At 40.4% G+C, this 18,093-nt stretch carries 18 protein-coding genes; 15 read left to right on the forward strand and 3 right to left on the reverse strand.

Annotated elements, in window-relative coordinates; translation table 11 throughout:
* Window positions 1-325 precede the first annotated feature (325 nt).
* From G613_RS0114690 to G613_RS0114725, 8 genes are all read left to right on the forward strand, one after another.
* Window positions 326-2,041, forward strand: a complete 1,716-nt coding sequence (locus G613_RS0114690; RefSeq protein WP_029233337.1) for a putative polysaccharide biosynthesis protein — start codon at window positions 326-328, stop codon at window positions 2,039-2,041.
* A 20-nt stretch (window positions 2,042-2,061) separates the two neighbouring features.
* On the forward strand, window positions 2,062-3,147 hold the full coding sequence (locus tag G613_RS0114695; RefSeq protein WP_051151089.1) for a M42 family metallopeptidase: 1,086 nt from the start codon (window positions 2,062-2,064) through the stop codon (window positions 3,145-3,147).
* 169 nt (window positions 3,148-3,316) lie between these two features.
* A complete protein-coding gene (locus tag G613_RS0114700; protein WP_029233339.1) occupies window positions 3,317-3,817 on the forward strand; it encodes a DUF2798 domain-containing protein in 501 nt (166 codons plus the stop codon).
* 225 nt (window positions 3,818-4,042) lie between these two features.
* Entirely contained in the window at window positions 4,043-4,543 is a 501-nt protein-coding gene (locus tag G613_RS0114705; RefSeq protein WP_029233340.1) for a YcxB family protein, read from the forward strand.
* Between the two features lie 59 nt (window positions 4,544-4,602).
* Window positions 4,603-5,538 (forward strand): DUF1848 domain-containing protein, encoded by a 936-nt coding sequence (locus G613_RS0114710; RefSeq protein WP_029233341.1) that lies wholly within the window; start codon window positions 4,603-4,605, stop codon window positions 5,536-5,538.
* Window positions 5,539-5,628: 90 nt separating this feature from the next.
* Window positions 5,629-5,859 (forward strand): hypothetical protein, encoded by a 231-nt coding sequence (locus G613_RS0114715; RefSeq protein ID WP_029233342.1) that lies wholly within the window; start codon window positions 5,629-5,631, stop codon window positions 5,857-5,859.
* 135 nt (window positions 5,860-5,994) lie between these two features.
* On the forward strand, window positions 5,995-7,380 hold the full coding sequence (locus G613_RS0114720; RefSeq protein WP_029233343.1) for an MATE family efflux transporter: 1,386 nt from the start codon (window positions 5,995-5,997) through the stop codon (window positions 7,378-7,380).
* Window positions 7,381-7,409: 29 nt separating this feature from the next.
* A complete protein-coding gene (locus G613_RS0114725) occupies window positions 7,410-9,143 on the forward strand; it encodes an ABC transporter ATP-binding protein (RefSeq protein WP_029233344.1) in 1,734 nt (577 codons plus the stop codon).
* A gap of 79 nt (window positions 9,144-9,222) precedes the next feature.
* On the opposite strand, the gene G613_RS0114730 is transcribed toward G613_RS0114725, so the two are convergent.
* The 3 genes from G613_RS0114730 to G613_RS0114740 form a co-directional block, all read right to left on the reverse strand.
* Window positions 9,223-11,052, reverse strand: a complete 1,830-nt coding sequence (locus G613_RS0114730) for an Rqc2 family fibronectin-binding protein (protein WP_029233345.1) — start codon at window positions 11,050-11,052, stop codon at window positions 9,223-9,225.
* Window positions 11,053-11,076: 24 nt separating this feature from the next.
* Complete coding sequence (locus G613_RS0114735; protein WP_029233346.1) at window positions 11,077-11,880, reverse strand: alpha/beta fold hydrolase; 804 nt, start codon at window positions 11,878-11,880, stop codon at window positions 11,077-11,079.
* Between the two features lie 71 nt (window positions 11,881-11,951).
* Entirely contained in the window at window positions 11,952-12,797 is an 846-nt protein-coding gene (locus G613_RS0114740) for a MerR family transcriptional regulator (RefSeq protein ID WP_029233347.1), read from the reverse strand.
* Window positions 12,798-12,937: 140 nt separating this feature from the next.
* Here G613_RS0114740 and G613_RS0114745 point away from each other — a divergent pair, with 140 nt between their 5' ends.
* From G613_RS0114745 to fabZ, 7 genes are all read left to right on the forward strand, one after another.
* A complete protein-coding gene (locus tag G613_RS0114745; protein ID WP_029233348.1) occupies window positions 12,938-13,177 on the forward strand; it encodes an acyl carrier protein in 240 nt (79 codons plus the stop codon).
* A gap of 69 nt (window positions 13,178-13,246) precedes the next feature.
* Entirely contained in the window at window positions 13,247-14,200 is a 954-nt protein-coding gene (gene fabK, locus G613_RS0114750; RefSeq protein ID WP_029233349.1) for an enoyl-[acyl-carrier-protein] reductase FabK, read from the forward strand.
* 26 nt (window positions 14,201-14,226) lie between these two features.
* On the forward strand, window positions 14,227-15,192 hold the full coding sequence (locus tag G613_RS0114755) for an ACP S-malonyltransferase (protein WP_029233350.1): 966 nt from the start codon (window positions 14,227-14,229) through the stop codon (window positions 15,190-15,192).
* A complete protein-coding gene (fabG, locus tag G613_RS0114760) occupies window positions 15,185-15,925 on the forward strand; it encodes a 3-oxoacyl-[acyl-carrier-protein] reductase (protein WP_029233351.1) in 741 nt (246 codons plus the stop codon). The genes G613_RS0114755 and fabG overlap by 8 nt, the downstream gene beginning before the upstream one ends.
* A gap of 43 nt (window positions 15,926-15,968) precedes the next feature.
* Entirely contained in the window at window positions 15,969-17,201 is a 1,233-nt protein-coding gene (gene fabF, locus G613_RS0114765) for a beta-ketoacyl-ACP synthase II (RefSeq protein ID WP_029233352.1), read from the forward strand.
* A gap of 37 nt (window positions 17,202-17,238) precedes the next feature.
* Window positions 17,239-17,691 carry an acetyl-CoA carboxylase biotin carboxyl carrier protein gene (locus G613_RS18830; RefSeq protein WP_029233353.1) on the forward strand — a complete coding sequence of 151 codons (453 nt, stop codon included), beginning with the start codon at window positions 17,239-17,241 and terminating at the stop codon, window positions 17,689-17,691.
* Window positions 17,672-18,091 (forward strand): 3-hydroxyacyl-ACP dehydratase FabZ, encoded by a 420-nt coding sequence (gene fabZ / locus G613_RS0114775; RefSeq protein WP_029233354.1) that lies wholly within the window; start codon window positions 17,672-17,674, stop codon window positions 18,089-18,091. Before G613_RS18830 ends, fabZ begins: the two co-directional genes overlap by 20 nt.
* The last annotated feature ends 2 nt before the right edge of the window (window positions 18,092-18,093 follow it).

Raw genomic sequence — 18,093 nt, forward strand, 5'->3', positions numbered from 1 at the left:
TGGCTCGTCGTAATTTGCTTAAACTCATAAAAGAAGGATAGCCTCCTTTCAGCGTTGTTCAAAGAAGTCGGCTATCCTTCTTTTCTTTGTTTTGTAAATTATCTCCTCGTGCGAATGATTCGCAAAGATTGAATCTCTTACTTGCAATTTCTTAACTAATTCTGCCTGTTTTCTGCCAGCCAAATAATATGTAAACAATTTTGATATTAATGTACACGGATATACGCGTTGTTTAAAGCGCTTTTGGGGAATGTTGACACTGGGAGAGTTCTTAATCATAATATTTGAAGTGAGATGAGATTTCAGGATTGGAAATAATATATAGATGAGTAATAACGATATTATTAAAGAAAATAAGAAAAGCCTTCTGATGAATGCCGGAATTTTGGCGGCGGCGGGACTGATAAGTAAGGTTATCGGCCTTTTGTATAGAAGTCCACTGGCGTCAATAATCGGAGATGAAGGCAACGGATATTATGGGACGGCTTATGAGATATACGCCATAGTTCTTTTGATATCTTCTTATAGTATTCCATCAGCCATGTCCAAGATTATTTCTGCAAGGCTGGCTGTGGGAGAGTATAAAACTGCACAGAGAATATTTAAATGTGCTTTGGTATACGTAACCATCGTAGGACTAATAGGAAGTCTTATCCTGTTTTTGGGAGCTGACTTTTTAGCTGCAGGTAGAGCAGCAACAGTTCTTAGATTCTTTGCACCAACTATTTTTGTGTTTGGATTTTTGGGTGTTCTTCGTGGATATTTCCAGGCCCAGAGAACAATGGTTCCATCCTCGGTTTCTCAGATTCTGGAGCAGCTATTGAATGCAGTGGTTAGTGTAGGCGCAGCGTACTATCTTACAGGACTTGCAGGTTATGAGGATGAGCATAAAAGAGCTATGTACGGTGCTATCGGAAGTGCTCTTGGAACGGGCAGTGGTGTTCTTATTGCTCTTATATTCATGCTTCACATCTATCTTTTTAATAGAAAAGAGATACATAAAAGACTTGATGGGGATACACACCAAGTTCTGCCGGATAAAGAGATATATAAGATGATCATTTTGATCGTTACTCCATTTATCCTTAGCACTGCAATCTATAACCTTTCTTCTTCATTGAATGCTACGTTGTTTAGCAGAATTCTGATGTATGTCAGACATGTGGATGAATCCAAGGTTGCATCTATGTATGGAATTTTTAATGGTAAATCCAAGATAATAACCAGCCTTCCAATTGCTCTTGCAAGTGCGGCAGCTTCAGCAATGCTTCCTGAGGTGTCAGCTCTTTTGGCAAAGGGAGACAAGGAAGCAGCCAGCAACACTATTTCCAAGGTTACCAAGGTAATCTTACTTATAGCTATTCCAAGTGCTGTTGGATTATTTGCTCTGGCAAGGCCGGTAATTATGATTCTGTTTCCGCAAAGAGCATCTATTCCGGAAGCTGCATTACTACTTAAGTATCTGGCTATTACTGTTGTGTTTTACTCACTTTCTACAATATCTAACGCAGTGCTTCAGGGTATCGGGAAGGTTAACACTCCTGTAGTTAATGCCTTTTTGGCACTTATAGTTCAGACGGCTTTGCTTGCAGCTCTTTTGCTGTTTACTGATCTAGGCGGTGTGGCACTTTGCATCGTTACTATTGTATATTCGCTACTGATGTGTATTTTGAATAGCATGTCTCTTAAAAAGAGTATTACTACCAATAATGATTTTAAGAAAACTTATGTATTGCCTTCCATAGCAGCAGTTGTGATGGGAGTGCTTGCATATTTATCCTACGTTTTGATGAATTTCCTGATTTTTAGTATCAGCAAGATGGTCAATGCAGGAACATTAGCTGATATGGCATTTAAAGATTACATGTATTCAAGCTACTTTGTAAATCTCTTTTCCGCAATGGTAGCAATGGTGCTGGCTGTGATAGTTTACTTTGTAGTGCTTATCAGGATTGGCGGCGCATCAGAGTCAGAAATCAGGAGAATTCCTAAGGCTTATCTTCTGATTAACATTATGAAAAAACTTAGAATCTTGAAGTGATTATGAAAGGATAAAAAGACATGGCAGTAAAGAAAACAACAGGTAAAACAACAAAAACTGTAAAAAAGATCGATCTTACAAAATACACAGATTTCATAGTTGAGGAGACCACAAAGCTTCTTAACATCGATTCACCGACAGGTTATACGGAGGAAGCTGCAGCCTGGGTTAAAAAAGAGTTTGAGAAGCTGGGCTTTAAGGCTACTCTTACAAATAAGGGCGGAGTTATCGTTGATCTTACAGGAAAAGATAAAAAGAACGGCCTTTTGTTAGAAGCTCACACAGACACTCTTGGAGGAATGGTAGCTACTATCAAGGGAAACGGAAGGCTTCAGCTTACTAACCTTGGCGGTATGAATCCGAATAATGCTGAGACAGAGAATGTAAGAGTTGTTACTAAGTTTGATGGCGTTTATGAGGGAACATTCCAGCTTAATAATGCATCAATCCATGTAAACGGCGATTATGATGATACCAAGAGAAGCTGGGAAACCTGCGAAGTAGTTCTTGATGAAGATGTTAAGAGCAAGGAAGATACAGAAAAGCTTGGAATCTCAGTTGGTGATATTGTATGCTTTGAGCCAAATGTGAGAGTTACTAAGTCCGGCTATATCAAATCAAGATTCCTTGATGATAAGCTCAGTGTTGGTATACTTCTTGGACTTGCCAAGTATATCAAGGATAAAAAGGTCACACCAAAGAGAGCTCTTTATGCTCATATAACAGTTTATGAGGAAGTTGGCCATGGCGGATGTGGAAGCGTTCCTGAGGGCTGCACAGAGGCTATATCAGTGGATATGGGCTGTGTAGGAGAGGGTCTTACCTGCACTGAAAAACAGGTATCTATCTGTGCTAAGGATAGTGGTGGCCCTTATAGCTTTGAAATTGTTAAGGCTCTTACCAAGGCTGCTGTAGATAGTGGCGCGGATTATGCTGTAGATATTTATCCTCACTATGGAAGCGATGTTGAAGCTACCCTTCGCTCAGGAAATGATTTAAGACACGGTCTTATTGGAGCTGGCGTTTATGCTTCTCACGGCTATGAGAGAAGCCACAGAGACGGCGCAGAGAACACGCTTAGACTTCTTGTACAGTACGCACTTTGATCAGAAAATTTTTTTACCTATTACATGAATAAAAATTTTCTGCTATAATCTGAAACCGACTCTAAAAATGAAGATGAAAAAGCTGGTAGCATTGGAAACGCACACCTTGTGGTGATAACGAACAACACGCTTAAGATCTTCCCCGGTAATTGAAAGGAGATTTTCAAGCATGTTACCACAGAATAAGTTTCAGGATGTTATTTTTACTGTTTTCATGGCATTTGTCATGGTTTATGCAATGATCTGCTATAATATTGCCCTTAACGTAGGTGGTATGCAGAATTTTGTATTTCTTGCAGCATTTAAGGAAATGCTGATAATGTGGCCTATCGCCATTGTACTAGAGCTATTATTTGTTGGAAAGCTGGCTCAGAAACTTGCATTTAGATTTGTCACACCAGGCAAAGACCCGATGATTATGATCATTCTTGCTATTTCAGCTATGTCAGTGTGTCTTATGTGCCCACTTATGAGCCTTGTGGCAACATTCCTTTTTAAGAATGCAGGCTCGGAAATCGTTGCAGTATGGCTTCAGACTACAGTCATGAATTTCCCAATGGCTCTTTGCTGGCAGATATTCTTTGCAGGACCTTTGGTAAGAAATGTATTTGGTTTCTTTGTAAAAAAGCTTTCTAGGAAGAATTCTGCAGATCTTAGAAAAACAGCGTAAAAGAATATAAACACATCATTAAAATATAGGTGTGATGTGGCATATAGTGGTAATGAAACTGCTATATGCCATTTTTATGTCTTTTTCATATATAATTCAACAAAGAAGCTCATAATGTTGTATCATAAATAGATCTGATACGTGATTTTGCTGGGACCCAAAAAGCAAATGGTAAACAGCCAGGATGTGACATCAAAAGAAAAAATATAATTGGGGGATACCAAAATGGCATTAGAAACAGAATTCAAATTTACGCTTGAGGATGTTAAGGCGGCTGCCCTTGTAAGCTTGAAGAGTAAGAAAAAGATTTTCAGAATAATTGGTGTATTGCTAATAGTTATAATTGCTCTCGGTGTGTTTCTTTTATGTGTTTCAGAAGATAAAATGTTTCCTATTATGTGCATTGTAATAGCAGTTTTATACATTCCACTTGTGTTTGGTCTTAATCTTTATATGGTCAAGCAAAATTATAACGCAAACAAAAGTATTAAAGACGCTACAATTCATTACGTTTTCAGAGATGAAGACTTTGATATTGATACTGGAAAAACCTTTGGCAAAGTAAGATATGAAGTATTATATTCGATTGTAGAAGACGAGAAATACATTCTATTAAAACCTTCACCAAGACAGATGTACATTGTTAAGAAAGAATACTGCTCAGACGAACTTCTGGCATTTCTTCATACAAAGGCAGAAATGGTAAATGCAAATAGGAAAAAATAGTACATATAAGATAGATACAAAAAGTAATTATCTGATAAAAGAAAAATGGAAGATGATAAATGATAATTCAATCAGGCTCACGCACTGACATTCCTGCTTTCTATGCTGATTGGTTTGCAAACAGGCTTAGGGAAGGCTATGTTTATGTGCGAAATCCTTACAATATGACATATGTTACAAAGTATATACTTCATCCATCCGTAGTGGATCTGATTAGCTTTTGCTCCAAGAATCCGAAGCCTATGCTGAAGTATTTAGATCTTTTACGACCATATGGTATGTACTGGTATGTAACGATTACTGGCTATGGAAGAGACATTGAGCCAAATGTTCCGGATATTCCTGATGTAATTGAGACCTTCAAGAGGCTTTCAGAATTTGCTGGCATTGATTCTATGGGATGGCGCTATGATCCTATTTTCTTGGATGATAAATATACCAAAGAATATCATTTGGAGAAGTTTGAAGAGATTGCTACGGCGCTTGATGGCTACACAAATACAAGCGTTATAAGCTTTATTGACATATATCAGAAGGTAAAAAAGAATTTTCCGGAAGCAAGGGCATTGGAAAAAGAAGACCGAATGTACCTTGGTGAAAGGATGGCACGGATAGCGAGGGAACATGGAATGGTCCTTCGTCCCTGCGCAGAAGGAAATGAACTGGAAGTGTTCGGTGCAGATTGCAGTGGTTGTATGACTCAGGCTATTTATGAGAAGGCTGTTCATAACACCATGAATTTTCCTAAGATTAAGAATGCAAGAGAAACATGTAAGTGTTTCCTTGGAAATGATATTGGTATGTACAATACCTGTCTTCATATGTGCAAATACTGTTATGCCAATTATGATTACAAGACTGTTATGGATAATCATGCAAATCATGATCCCAAGTCGCCTCTTTTAATAGGTCACATAAGACCCGAGGACGAGATTCATCAGATAGAGCAAAAGAGCTGGATTGATGGACAATTGACATTTGATTTTTTGAAATGAAAATTTTTGCCACATTTTAGAATTCTTCGTATAAATGGATAGTATAATAAAGTTAATTGTTTATGTTTTTTTATGTAGGAGGGTTTTATTATGAGCAAGGATTTTGAGAAAATTGAGGATCTTGAACTTCAGGATGTAAATGGTGGAAAGAATCTTACCGCAAAGGAAAGAGATCTGGTTTATAGAGGCGAGAAGACTAAAAAACAGAACCTTTTATTTAGTGGAGACAAGAAAAAAGCTATAAATCTCGGTGCCAAGAATAGTGAAATCGATGGTAAGACCATCGTTGGAGATTTTGCAGATAAGGGTACAATGTGCTAAGCAGCTGAAAATCTGTTATTGAAGATGCTGCCTAAACACTAAATAAGACTTGCAAATAAATAGCGCACAATGTAAAATATATCAGTGCCTTCTGAAATAAGAGGGCACTGATTTTTGTGTATTGTAGGTCTTTATATGAATGATCAACTTGCTGCCATTAGAAATGGCGAGAAATTATCACTTCGAGAGGAGATAGTCCTTATAATAAGGCTTTCCCTTCCGGCTATTCTGGCACAGCTTTCCTCGGTAATTATGCAATATATAGATGCCTCAATGGTGGGGCACATGGGAGCTAATGCCTCTGCAGCTATCGGACTGGTCACCAGTACTACATGGCTTATTGGAGGTCTTATGACTGCAGCCAGTATGGGATTTACAGTAAGCGTGGCCCATAGGATAGGAGCTAAGGACGAAGCCGGAGCTAGAGTTATTGTTAAGTGGGGCCTTATCTGCGTCCTGGCATTTGGACTTATGCTTATGGCGGTATGCGTTGGGATAAGCGGTTATCTTCCTACCTGGATGGGGGGAGATGTGGCTATCAGAAAGGATGCATCAGCATATTTTCTTGTATATGCCCTGACCTTACCGATTCATGAAATGCTCTATGTTTCCCAGGGAATGATCCAGTCTAGCGGAAATATCAGAGTTCCAAGTATTCTTAGTGTAATAATGTGTGCCCTGGATGTTCTATTTAATGCCATTTTTATTCCTATACTTGGAGTAGTAGGTGCTGCTCTTGGTACATCTATTTCTATCGTGATAATTGCAGTTATAATGATGTATATATTGCTGGTGCAGTCACCGGTTCTTCACCTGGTTGGAAGAAAAGACAAGGTGAAGGTTGGCTTTCCTTCTTTCCTTCAAAGTGAAATGGTTACAGCACTTAAGATAGCTGTTCCTGTGGCTATTGATAACATTATAATGGGCTTTGCCTATGTGGCTTTTACCAGAATTGTATCTCAGTATGGAACTATAGCGGTTGCTGCAAATTCTTTTTCCATAACAGCAGAGAGTCTTTGCTATATGCCGGGCTTTGGAATAAGTGTAGCTGCTACAACAATAATAGGGCAATGCATCGGCGCAAGGAGACGGGATGAAGCCAAAAGACTGGGCTGGATGGCTGTAATTCTTGGAATGGCTGTCATGGGCTTTAGTGGTTTTCTCATGTGGCTCTTTGCACCACAGATGATTGGAATCTTATCACCTGACGCTGAGATAAGAGCCCTTGGCACAGAAATCCTTCGTATTGAAGCTTTTGCAGAAGCTTTCTACGGTGCGGCTATTGTTTCTGCCGGTGTATTCAGAGGCGCTGGGGAGACCATGCTGTCTAGTGTCCTGAATCTTGCAAGTGTATGGTGCGTTAGAATCCCACTTGCATGGCATTTGGGTTCCATGTATGGACTAAAGGGCGCATGGATAGCAATGTGCAGTGAACTTTGCGTTAGAGGAATTTTGTTCCTTATTCGCATGTGTTTATGGAATCGAAAGAATAGTAAAAGGTCAAAAGAAACTAATTTATAAATAGATTATTGTGAATGGAGTTGTAAGAAATGCAGCTGGTTAAAAAGTTTATTCCCTATTACAAACCCTATATTGGTGTATTTTTACTGGACCTTCTATGTGCATCAATTTTATCAGTTATTGACTTAACTTTTCCCCAGTTCCTTAGAATCCTTAGAACAACGCTATTCTTGGAGGAGCCTAAGGTAATCTTAAGCAGACTTGGGATTATAGCCATACTTCTTCTTATCATGTATGCCATCAGGTCTTTTTGCAGATGGTATGTAACCTACCAGGGACACATGATGGGAGCCCGAATGGAATCAGGCATGAGAAGAGAGCTGTTTGAGAAGTTTGAGGACTTTTCTTTTTCCTACTATGATTCTCATAACACCGGCGAGATGATGAGTAAGCTGGTTTCAGATTTGTTCGATATTTCTGAGCTGGCTCACCACGGTCCTGAGAATATATTCATTTCTGTTGTAAAAATTGTTGGTTCATTTATTCTGCTCATGCGCATAAATGTACCTATGACCTTGTGCCTTGTGGCTGTGGTCTTCTGTATGGCAATCTTTGCAATTGGCCAGAACAAGAAGATGAGAGCAACCTTTAGGGATAACAGGAAGAAGATTGCCGGAATCAATTCTTCTCTTCAGGATACTCTTGGCGGAATCCGCGTAGTTAAGTCATTTACCGGAGAGGATATTGAGAGGGATAAGTTCGATAACAGCAACCTGGCATTTCTGGATTCCAAGCAGGCCAATTACAGGCAGATGGCTATATTTAATTCAGGTAATAACTTCTTTGAAGGACTTATGTATATTGCAGTCCTTGTGGCAGGCGGCTTTTTCATTGCAAAGGGACAGATGACAGGAGAGGACCTGGCTATATATGCTTTGTACATCAATATCTTTATCAATCCTGTTAATGTGCTCGTTGAGTTCACAGAACAGCTCCAGAAGGGCCTTGCAGGATTTGAAAGATTCAGGGAAGTTGTGGAAACAGAGCCTTCAATTGTAGATAAAGAGGACGCCGGCGAACTTAAGGATGTTAAAGGCGTAATCGACTACGAAGATGTTTCTTTTTCCTATGATAATGATGAGACGGTACTGTCTAACATAAATCTTCATGTGGAAGCCGGCAAATCTGTTGCTATTGTTGGCCCTTCAGGCGGCGGTAAGACAACGCTTTGCTCACTGCTCCCAAGGTTTTATGATGTAACCGGCGGTAGCGTTAAGATTGACGGAACAGATATAAGAGATGTAACACAGAAATCTCTTCGTTCTTATATAGGAATCGTTCAGCAGGATGTTTATCTTTTTAATGGAACGGTAAAAGAAAATATAGCCTACGGAAGACTTGATGCAACCATGGATGATATTGTAGAAGCAGCCAGAAATGCAGATCTTCTGGAGTTTATTGAGAGCCTTCCAAATGGGTTTGAAACTCAGGTAGGTGAGCGTGGTGCAAGACTCTCAGGAGGACAGAAACAGAGAATTGCTATTGCCAGAGTGTTCCTCAAGAACCCTCCAATCCTGATTCTTGATGAAGCTACAAGTGCTCTTGATAATGAGAGCGAGCGTTATATTCAGGAGAGTCTTGATAAGCTTGCTTATGGAAGAACTACCATCACTATTGCCCACAGACTTTCTACAATCCTTGGGGCTGACGAGATTATTGTTCTTGATGAAGACGGAATCAAGGAGAGAGGTAATCATAAGGAGCTCATTAAAAAGGGCGGCCTCTACGAGAAATATTACCGCATGCAGCTTGGTGGAATATAAGAAAAAACTGTTACCCATTATTTGTGGAAAATATGGGTAACAGTTTTTTATTTTGAAATAATTCCTTTTGCCTCAACTCTCAGTCACTGATTAGTTTCAATGAAGATATATCCGGCGCTATAGCCATGGAGTAGTTGGTGTAATATACAACAAATCCCGGCTTGGCGCCGCTTGGCTTTTTGACCTCTTTTCTCATGACATAGTCAATTTCTACTTTTTCCTGAACTTTGCCTTTTGAGTAGAAGGCTGCAAGAGCTGCTGCCTCTTCAAAAGCTCTGTCAGGGACTTCCTTGCCACCTGTAATCAGGACTACGTGGGATCCCGGAATTTTCTTGGCGTGGAACCACCAGTCGCCGCCGTTGGCAGTTTTGAATGTAAGTTCGTCGTTCTGGATATTGTTTTTACCTACATAAATATCAAAGCCGTCGCTACTTAGGTAGTGGAAAGGCTTACTTGTAATCTTTTCCTTACGGCCGTTTTTGCCTGTGGGATGAGATTTGATATAGCCGCTATCTGCAAGCTCCTGTTTGATCTGAGCAAGGTCGGCTTCTTTCTGGGCAATTTCAAGAGCAGTCTGAATGGACTCAAGCTGATCTATAGCGTCCTTGGTCTCTTTCATCTGTTCCTCAAGAGCCTCAGCGGTTCTCTTAAGCTTGGTATATTTATCAAAGTATTTCTTGGCGTTCTGAGAAGGTGTGAGAGTAGGATCAAGGGTGATAGTTACGTCTTTTCCTGTGTTGTAGTCATTAACTGTGATTTTCTCAGCACCAGGCTCTGCGCTGTAGCCATATACTGTAAGTAGTTCGCCGTAAACTCTGTATTTGTCCTTCTTTTCGCTGTCGTTCATCTGCTTGAGCTGAAGATCGTACTTACGGACATTACGCTCAAGAGAGGTCTGGACAATCTTACGAAGATCCACGGATTTCTGGCGGATTCTTGTCACAACGTTTTTCTCTGCGTAGTAGTTCTGAAGAAGATTCGAAATGCTATCAAATTTTTTAAAGGAATATAAGCCGGCAGCTTCTACAGTAGCATCAGATTGTGAGCTATCAGCATTATTATCATCCATGCCAAACAAAGTTAGTGGGATAGAAGCATACTCTTTTGGGGCATCATCTTCATAAACTACAACAGGACTGAATTCTCCATCCCTGATAAGATTCATAACATCGTTAAATGCTCTGTATACTGCGATTGACTCTGATGTATCAAGAGAAATGGCAGACTTATCTGCGTCAACACCACTTCTATAGCAGATTTCCTGAGCAATAATAGGAGAAAGACCTGTGTAGCTGGAGTAAATAGCCTTGAAAATAGGCATTCCTTTACTAAGAACACAGCTCGAGAACTCGTCGGCAGTTGTTGTGAGCGGATTGGCCTTGTCCTGAGATGGAATAAAGTACTCGCGGCCCGGAAGAACCTCTCTTACTGAACTTACAGAAGCCGGGATATGCTTAATACTGTCGATTATCATATTATTCTCATCAGTGAAAATGATATTACTGTATTTGCCCATGATCTCAATGAGAAGAACCTTGTGGCGAAGATCACCCATTTCATCAAGATGCTCAACCTCAAAACGGATGATTCTCTCGAGGCCTCCCGGCTGAGTTACAGAAATTATGCGACCATTCTGGATGTGCTTCCTTAGAAGCATACAGAAATTTGGCGCTGTCATGGGAGAAGCTTTGCTTTCATCTGTAAGATAAGCAAGTGGAAGAGAAGCATCTGCCGATAAGACCAGCTTTTCCTGCTTGATGCCATATTTGTCCGCATTTTCAAAGGAGAGCTTAACTGTGATGAAAAGTTCATCGCTCTCTGTCTGGGCTATTTTATATATGCGACCACCTGTTAGTTTGTCGCTGAAATCTTTGGTTAAGTTTGCAATTGTAATTCCGTCGAATGCCATGTTTGTAATTCCTTTTTATTTATGTCAGCTCATTAGGAAGTTGTACATTCTGTCTCTGTAATCGGGAGCTGTGTCAAAGGCAGCATGTCCATAGCCAATGTACATGTACAACTTAAAATCTGGTCTGTAATCCAGGTTTTCTGCAATCTCCATTGTAGCATCACTGTCAAGAACTGCATCCTCATAGCAGCCGATTGCCAGAGTAGGACATTTGATCTTTTTGAGATCACCGGAAATATCAAAGCCCAGTATTGATTTTGCTAGGATTATAAATTTCTTTAGTTCCTCTGAAGTAACGGTATTGCTCACATCAGCGAAATAATCCTTGTAGTCCTCGTAGACTGTAGAAGGATATATTTCCTTTGCAAAGCTTTGATAAAGAGTGTGGGCATCGCCTTTTTCGGCAAGCTCAATCCATTTTTCCAAAACTGCTGATTGTTCAGGTTTAATATGAGATGAAGTGGAGCCGAGAATCAGTTTTTTAACAAGTTCAGGATAATCTATAGCCATAACCATGGCAATCATTCCGCCCTGAGAAGCTCCAAAAAGAGAAATATCGGACAGGCCCAGCTCTTTTACTGCGGTGGCTGTATCTCTGGCCATTTCGTGAATTGAATAGTTTTCGGGAATTTCTAAGCGTCTGTCAAAAACGTAAACTGTAAACTCATCTTTTATTCTTGAGGAGTACTCAGCCTCAACGGTATAGGCTGCTCCCATTACGCTCTGGATGCTAAGTCCGGGAATAATGACTAAAGTTTTATCGCCTTTTCCGAACTTGAAATAATCCATTGTAAAACTATCTGTGGTTACTTTACCTAATTCTGCCATCAATATTTTCCCCCATCATAATTGATTTAGTTATTTAGACTAATTATTTATACGACCCATATAGCAATCTGTCACTCGGAAACACAGATAAAAAGATACTTAAAGTAGGTATGCTGCTTTTCCTTGTTATACAGGTTTATGAGGCTAACGATAAATAGGTCTGAAACAGCTTTTAATTTATGCCTCTTCATATATGATACCATTCTTTCGTATATTTTTTCGATGTCAATATCTCCATGCTCATGATAACAGGCAACTACATTATTGCTGGGAAGCGGGAGAGAATCGCTGTTATCTGCAGGGAGAAATGAAAGGCTGACAATGTTATTGTAGACATACCTTTTCTTGAGCATATTTTCATAGCTCATGGTAACACCGGTTGGAAAGGTTGAAAGAGCTCCATTCCCTGCAGTTTTGCCAAGGTGAACTGAGATGTCCCCGGCAATATCAGCGACATGATAAGCAGTGTTGCTGTCCTTAATTGCGGTGTAAGAGTAGCTGATGTCGGGAATAAAGTCTGTGAAAACCTTGTTATAACCGTGCTCCTGCCAGGTGTTAAGAATCCACATACCAAGGTGAAGAGCACTTATTTTCTGGTTTATTAAAAAGAGCTCCCGCTGCATCTGTAGTATCTTGGTGTTCGCCAGCTTAGTAATCGCTTCTTTAGTAGAACTTTCTATCATTTCCCTAATTTCCTGTATTGAACAGCCGGCTTGTCTCATGGTGGTGATAAAGAAAAAAGAACTGATCTGGGCCGGGGAATAATAGTGATACCCATTAACAGGATCTACTCTAGGGATGATTATTTTCTGCTCATAATAGTGCCGTAGTGTATCCCTCGTAGTACCGCAAAGACCAGCAAATTGACTGACAGTTAAGGAATACTCTTTTTCATCGTCTGTAAAACTATTTCCCATTGTAATAATAAACCTCATAAATTCTATAAAAAATGTATTGACCTGGGGGTTACCCCCAAGATTATTGTAACAAAGAACTGATTATTTGAATATCAAAAAACAAATATCTAGAAATTAAAAAAGAAAAGGGGAAAAGAAAAATGAAGGACGTAAAGGGTGTAATCGTAAAAATCATAGCAGAGTATCTTGATAAGGATGAGTCAGAAATCTCAGAAACAACAACGTTTACTGAGATCGGACTGGATTCTCTGGATATCATGGAGCTTGTTATGCAGATGCAGGAAGAACTTGACTGCAAGATTGAACTGACACAGGACATAACTACTATTGAACAGCTTGCCAAGCTTATTGAGAATCAGGAATCAGTAGTAGCGCAGTGATTGCCATTGCTCTAGAAAATAATTTGCGCAATATTAAGCAACATATTATTGCAGTATGCGGAGGGAAAAATGAATAAGAATCCAGTTTGCGAAATGCTGGGAATTGAATATCCCGTATTTCAGGGCGGAATGGCCTGGATAGCAGATGCCCAGCTTGCTGCGGCTGTATCAAATGCAGGTGGTCTTGGTCTTATTGCAGCGATGAATTCAAATGGGGAGCAGCTCAGAGAGCAGATACAAAAGGCAAAGAAACTCACGGACAAACCCTTTGGGGTAAATCTTATGCTCATGAGCCCTTTCATTGATGAAGCTGTGGAAGTTGTATGTCAGGAGCACATTAAGGTTGTTACAACTGGCGCGGGAAATCCTGCCAGATACATGGAAAAGCTTATTTCAAACGGTGTTAAGGTAATCTGCGTTGTGGCAAGCGTTGCATTGGCCGTAATGGTGGAAAGAATGGGAGCATGCGCTGTTGTTGCCGAAGGATGTGAGTCCGGTGGGCATGTGGGAGAAACCACTACCATGGCACTTGTACCTCAGGTAGTAGATGCTGTCCACATACCTGTTATTGCTGCAGGTGGAATTGCTGACGGAAGAGGAATGGCTGCAGCTTTTATGCTTGGAGCCAAGGCTGTTCAGATGGGAACAAGATTTCTTACAGCCAAGGAGTGTAATGTACATCCCAATTACAAGGAAAAGGTTTTAAAGGCCAAGGACAGAGACACAATTGTAACCGGAAAAAGTCTTGGACATCCCGTGAGAGCACTTAAAAATCATATGACAAGAGAATTCCTGGAAAAAGAAAATAACCCAAATACAACACCTGATGAGCTTGAAAAAATGGGCGCTGGTGCTTTGAGAAGGGCTGCTATAGACGGAGATGTAAGGACCGGATCCTGTATGTGCGGTCAAATTGCAGGATTGGTCAAAACGCAGGATACATGTCTTGAAATTGTGACAAGTATATGTAATGAAGCCTATGAACTTATGGGAGCAAGGATTGATAAAGCTAAGCTTGCGTAAGCTATTAGCTTAATGTGAGGAGAAATATGGGAAAGACAGCATTTTTGTTTTCTGGGCAGGGGAGCCAGTATCCGGGAATGGCTAAGGATCTATATGAAAACGTCAAGGAAGTTCATGACTTTTTTGGTGTAGCTGAAGCAATAAGGCCCGGAACAATTATTCAGATGCTCAAGGGAACAGATGAAGAACTTAAAAGAACTGAAAATACTCAGCCGTGCGTTTTTCTTGCTGATATTGCAGGTGCCCTTGCTCTTGAAAGCGCAGGAATTCACCCTGATGTGGTGGCAGGATTCTCTCTTGGAGAAGTTGTGGCCATGGCTGTATCTGGAGCTCTTTCAAATGCCAATGCCTTTAAGTTTGTCTGTAAGAGAGCAGGCTTCATGCAGAATGCTTCAGAAAAAGTTGAAGGAAGTATGGTTGCAGTTATGGGCATGGACAAAGAAAAGCTTCAAAAGCTGTGCCAGAAAAATAAGGTTTATCCAGTTAACTACAACTGTCCGGGACAGATTGTTGTTTCCGGCGAAGAAAAGAACATGGAGAAGTTTAGAAAAAATCTGGAAACAGAAAAAGTTAGGTTTATACAGCTTAAGGTTGGTGGCTCTTTCCATTCTCCATATATGAAGGAGGCCACTGATCTTCTTAGGCAGGAGCTTACAGAAAATAAAGCTTTTGAACTGAGTCAGTCAAAGCTGCCTTTGTATGCAAATAAGACAGCCATGCCGTACCCTGATGACAAAAATGAGATGATAGAACTTTTGTCTGAGCAGGTTTCAAACAGCGTAAAGTGGGAAGAAACTCTTCTTAATATGGCGAAGGATGGCGTTGACACCTTTATTGAATGCGGTCCGGGAAAGACACTTTCAGGCTTTGTAAAAAGAACTGTACCGGGAGTAAGGATTTTTAATCTTAGCGATATGGAGTCCTTCGAAAAAATTAAAAATGAATACTTTGAGCAAACTGAGAATGAGGAAAAGGTACTAAGTTATGCTTAATGGAAAAACAGCTGTAGTTACTGGCGGAGCAAGAGGGATTGGTAGGGCTATCGCATATAAGCTGGCTGAAAACGGGGCTAATGTTGCGGTAGTAGCTACAAGAGATTCTGAAAAAGCCAGGGAAACTATAGATAATCTTCAAAAACTTGGAGTAAAAGCAAGGCTATACGCCTGCGACATTAAAAGCGCAGAAGAAGTTACATCTGCCTGCGAAGAGATATTAGCTGACTTTGGTCAGGTTGATATTTTGGTCAATAACGCAGGAATAACCAGGGATAATATTTTGCCATCCCTGTCTGCCATGGATATCGATGATGTAATTGATGTAAATCTCAAGGGAACAATGTTTGTTACCAAGGCCTTTATAAGACAGTTTGTAAGAAAAAGAGCTGGAAATATCATTAACATCAGCTCCGTAGTAGGACTTATGGGAAATAAAGGACAGACAAATTACTCGGCTTCAAAGGCTGGAATCATTGGCTTTACCAAATCTGTGGCAAGGGAATACGGAAGGAAGAATATAAGATGCAACGCTGTGGCACCTGGATATATAGCCACAGATATGACAGGGGCGCTATCAGATGAGCAAAGAGATCAGATAAAAAGCCAGATACCACTTGGAAGTCTTGGAAGTCCGGATAATGTGGCGGATTTAGTTCTTTTTCTGGCATCTGACAGTTCCTCATATATTACCGGTGAAGTTATTAAGGTTGATGGTGGAATGTATGTGTAATACAGAGTTTTCTAAACTAAAAATTACTTGATGGGAGAAATACATGTGCAGAGTAGTTGTAACAGGTCTTGGAGTAATCTCTCCAGTTGGAAATGATATAGAAACCTTTTGGAACAGTATAAGAAATGGTAAGTGCGGAATAGGTAAAATAGAGCGCTTTGATGCATCAAGGCTTAAAGTCAGTCTGGATGCTGAAGTTAAGGACTTTGAACCGAAAAAGTACTATAGCAATGCAGCGGAGATACGAAAGTCAGATCTTTTTATGCAATATGCTATGGGAGCAGCAACTCAGGCTGTTGAGCAAAGCGGGATTCTTGAAAGCGACCTTGACAGGGAGCGCTTTGGAGTTTATGTGGGCTCTGGAATTGGCGGAATTAATTCAACTATTAGAGAGACAAATAAGCTTACTGAAAAAGGACCAGATTTTGTCTCGCCATTTTTTGTTCCTATGATGATCAGTAACATGGCTGCTGGAGCTATTTCTATTAAGTTTGGTGCTAAGGGCCCGACACTTCCGGTTGTGACTGCCTGTGCTACTTCAACTCATACTATTGGAGAGGCTTACAGGGCTATTAAACACGGCTACGCAGACGCGATAATCGCCGGCGGCGCGGAGGCTTCTATCAATGAACTTGCCATGGCAGGTTTTGTAAACTGTCAGGCACTTAATCTTTCCGATGATCCGGCGCAAGGGAGTCTCCCCTTTGATAAAAGAAGAGGCGGTTTCGTTATGGGTGAGGGCGCGGGAATCCTTGTCCTCGAAGAGTATGAACATGCCAAAAAGCGTGGCGCAAGAATCCTTGCAGAAGTTACAGGCTATGGAAATACTTCGGATGCATATCATATTACAGCTCCTGATCCTGAGGGAAGCGGCGCTGTTAGAGCAATTAAGTCAGCTATCACTGAGGCTGGGATCAACGAAAATGATGATCTTTACATAAATGCCCACGGCACAGGAACGCACTTAAACGATGCAATGGAGACCAAGGCCATTAAGACAGTATTTGGCAAAAAAGCGTATGACGTCCATGTTAGTTCCACGAAATCCATGACAGGACATATGATGGGAGCAACCGGTGCGGTAGAAGCTATTTGCTGCGTTCTGGCTCTTTCTAATGGTATTGTCCCGCCAACTATAAACTACCAGGAAAAAGATGAGGAATGTGATCTTGACTATACGCCAAATAGTGCTGCGAAAGCAGATATTAAGTACGCAATCAGTACTTCCCTTGGGTTTGGTGGACACAATGCCTGCATAGCTTTTAAAAAAGTTTAAGATATGAAGATTTGCAACACTTATAAGGAGATGAGCAATGACAAATTCACTTTCTGAATATGCAGATGTTTTTCAAAGGCTGGGACTTACTGAATTATCTGTTGAGGACGAGGGATTAAAGCTTGTTTTCAAAAAAACCTGTAATATGAATAGCATTTCTGAAAGTAGTGAGTTTACAGGATTAAAAGTACTGCAACCAGACAATGAGTCAAAGGATATGGGATTTGCAGATGAAAATTCAGTTAAAGTCAAAGCACCTCTTTTGGGTGTTTTTGGTGAACTATCAGATGAAAAGAAAAGACGTGTCGGTGATCATGTTAAGCAGGGCGATGTTTTGTGCAGCATTGAAGCCATGAAAATGATGAATGATGTGATATCTCCTGTAGACGGCATAATACTTGGAATAAATGCCAAAGAGGGTGATCTGGTTGAGTATGACCAGGTTTTATTTGAAATAAAGGAGCTTAAAAGTGAACAGAGAAGAAATTAAAACGATTCTTCCTCATAGAGAACCTATGCTTCTTTTGGATGAAGTAATTCTTAATGAAGATGGAACCGCCACAGGATATTACAAAGTTAGAGGTGATGAGTTTTTTCTTCAGGGACATTTTCCGGATAATCCAATTGTTCCCGGTGTTATCCAATGCGAGATGATGGCACAGTCTGCATGCATTTTATTTGCCGACAAGATGAAACAAGAAGGAGTTTTACCTGTGTATACAGGTCTTGATAAAGTCAGGTTTAGAGGAATGATAAGGCCGGGAGACAATATTAAAATCCAGGTGAAACTTAAGAGAGAAAGTCATCCTTTGTATGCATTATCAGGGGAAATATCTGTGGATGGCAAAAAATGTATGAGCGGTGAATTTTCTTTTGCAATTGTCTGTTAGGA

It is taken from the genome of Butyrivibrio sp. VCB2006 (genome assembly GCF_000420945.1).
In the GTDB taxonomy this organism is placed as follows: Bacteria; Bacillota; Clostridia; order Lachnospirales; family Lachnospiraceae; genus Butyrivibrio.

Coding starts and splice junctions, on each gene's coding strand:
- G613_RS0114690 (WP_029233337.1), top strand. CDS start 326: ATGAGTAATAACGATATTATTAAAGAAAATAAGAAAAGCCTTCTGATG.
- G613_RS0114695 (WP_051151089.1), top strand. CDS start 2,062: ATGGCAGTAAAGAAAACAACAGGTAAAACAACAAAAACTGTAAAAAAG.
- G613_RS0114700 (WP_029233339.1), top strand. CDS start 3,317: ATGTTACCACAGAATAAGTTTCAGGATGTTATTTTTACTGTTTTCATG.
- G613_RS0114705 (WP_029233340.1), top strand. CDS start 4,043: ATGGCATTAGAAACAGAATTCAAATTTACGCTTGAGGATGTTAAGGCG.
- G613_RS0114710 (WP_029233341.1), top strand. CDS start 4,603: ATGATAATTCAATCAGGCTCACGCACTGACATTCCTGCTTTCTATGCT.
- G613_RS0114715 (WP_029233342.1), top strand. CDS start 5,629: ATGAGCAAGGATTTTGAGAAAATTGAGGATCTTGAACTTCAGGATGTA.
- G613_RS0114720 (WP_029233343.1), top strand. CDS start 5,995: ATGAATGATCAACTTGCTGCCATTAGAAATGGCGAGAAATTATCACTT.
- G613_RS0114725 (WP_029233344.1), top strand. CDS start 7,410: ATGCAGCTGGTTAAAAAGTTTATTCCCTATTACAAACCCTATATTGGT.
- G613_RS0114730 (WP_029233345.1), bottom strand. CDS start 11,052: ATGGCATTCGACGGAATTACAATTGCAAACTTAACCAAAGATTTCAGC.
- G613_RS0114735 (WP_029233346.1), bottom strand. CDS start 11,880: ATGGCAGAATTAGGTAAAGTAACCACAGATAGTTTTACAATGGATTAT.
- G613_RS0114740 (WP_029233347.1), bottom strand. CDS start 12,797: ATGGGAAATAGTTTTACAGACGATGAAAAAGAGTATTCCTTAACTGTC.
- G613_RS0114745 (WP_029233348.1), top strand. CDS start 12,938: ATGAAGGACGTAAAGGGTGTAATCGTAAAAATCATAGCAGAGTATCTT.
- fabK (WP_029233349.1), top strand. CDS start 13,247: ATGAATAAGAATCCAGTTTGCGAAATGCTGGGAATTGAATATCCCGTA.
- G613_RS0114755 (WP_029233350.1), top strand. CDS start 14,227: ATGGGAAAGACAGCATTTTTGTTTTCTGGGCAGGGGAGCCAGTATCCG.
- fabG (WP_029233351.1), top strand. CDS start 15,185: ATGCTTAATGGAAAAACAGCTGTAGTTACTGGCGGAGCAAGAGGGATT.
- fabF (WP_029233352.1), top strand. CDS start 15,969: ATGTGCAGAGTAGTTGTAACAGGTCTTGGAGTAATCTCTCCAGTTGGA.
- G613_RS18830 (WP_029233353.1), top strand. CDS start 17,239: ATGACAAATTCACTTTCTGAATATGCAGATGTTTTTCAAAGGCTGGGA.